Raw genomic sequence first — 1,475 nt, 5'->3', positions numbered from 1 at the left:
TGTTTGCGGGCCTGGTGCGTCTGTCCGGGTGGCTGATCCTTGGCCTGCTGGGTGGGTTGATTGCGGTTCTGGCGTGGGGCGGGCTTTCGGCGTGGTCGGCGTTTGGTCCGGGCTTTGTGTGGAGCACGGTGTGGAACCCGGTGTCGCAGCATTTCGGGGCGGCGGCGCCGGTGTTCGGCTCGGTGGTGACGACGCTGCTGGCGCTGGTGTTCGCGGTGCCGCTGGCGTTCGGCATTGCGTTCTGGCTGGTGGAGATGGCGCCTGCGGTGGTGGCGGGGCCGATCGGGATGGCGGTGCAGCTTCTGGCGGCGGTGCCGTCGATCATCTTCGGGATGTGGGGCTTCTTCGTGATCGTGCCGGTGATGGCGCATTATGTGCAGCCTTGGGCGCGGCGGCATCTGGGGCATCTGCCGGGGATCGGCACGCTGTTCCAGGGGCCGCCCTACGGGACCGGGCTGCTGACGGCGGGGCTGGTACTGGCGGTGATGGTGACGCCGTTCGTGTGCGCGGTGATGCGCGACGTGTTCGTGGCGATGCCGGCGCAGATCCGCGAGAGTGCCTATGGGCTGGGGGCGACGCGGTGGGAGGTGATGCGCAGCGTGACGCTGCCCTGGTCGCGGCCGGCGCTGATCGGCGGGATCATGCTGGGGATGGGGCGCGCGCTGGGCGAGACGATGGCGGTGACGTTCGTGATCGGCAACACCAACCGGATCGGCTGGTCGCTGTTTTCGCCGGGGAACACGATCGCCTCGCTGATCGCGCTGGAATTTCCCGAGAGCCCGGCGGGGAGCCTGAAGCTGGCGTCGCTGCTGGCGCTGGGGTTCATCCTGATGGTGATCTCGTTCCTGACGCTGGCCTGTTCGCGGCTGCTGCTGCGCCGTGGAGGGGCCTGAGATGGTGGATGGAGCAGGGACCGCGGTGATGGAGGCCGGTGCGGCCACGGTGGGGGCGGGCTGGAACCGCCCCGGCGGGCTGGCGCTGCGGCGGCGGCTGGTGGACCGGGTGGCGACGGGGCTGAGCATCGCGGCGACGGTGATCGTGCTGCTGGCGCTGGGGTCGATCCTGCTGACGCTGCTGGTGCGGGGGCTGCCGGGCCTGTCGTGGGGCACGCTGGTGCACACGATGGCGCCGCCGGGGAGCGATGGCGGGCTGGCCAACGCGATCATGGGCAGTCTGGTGCAGACCGGCTTTGCGGCGGCGATCGGCACGCCGGTGGGGCTGCTGACGGGGATCTACCTGTCGGAATATGCGCGCGACGGGCGGGTAGTGGACGTGGTGCGCTTCGTGTCGGACATGATGCTGTCGGCGCCGTCGATCCTGGTCGGGCTGTTCGTGTATATGCTGCTGGTGATGCCGTTCGGGCATTTCTCGGGGCTGTCGGGGGGGATTGCGCTGGCGGTGCTGTTCGTGCCGGTGGTGGTGCGGACGACGGAGGACATGCTGCGGCTGGTGCCGCTGACGATGCGCGAGGCGGC

At 69.9% G+C, this 1,475-nt stretch carries 2 protein-coding genes; both read left to right on the top strand.

The genetic code is table 11. The features are described 5' to 3' along the window. Positions 1 to 893 (top strand): phosphate ABC transporter permease subunit PstC (gene pstC, locus HLH35_RS19640; RefSeq protein ID WP_182980735.1); only part of this gene is annotated, 893 nt, incomplete at its 5' end. Positions 894 to 921: 28 nt separating this feature from the next. Beyond that, on the top strand, positions 922 to 1,475 hold a 554-nt coding region (locus HLH35_RS19635; protein ID WP_182980736.1), incomplete at its 3' end, for an ABC transporter permease subunit.

The sequence above is a fragment of the Gluconacetobacter asukensis genome (genome assembly GCF_014174375.1).
GTDB classification, from domain to species: Bacteria; Pseudomonadota; Alphaproteobacteria; order Acetobacterales; family Acetobacteraceae; genus Gluconacetobacter; species Gluconacetobacter asukensis.
This window is presented reverse-complemented; position numbering and strand designations above follow the sequence as displayed.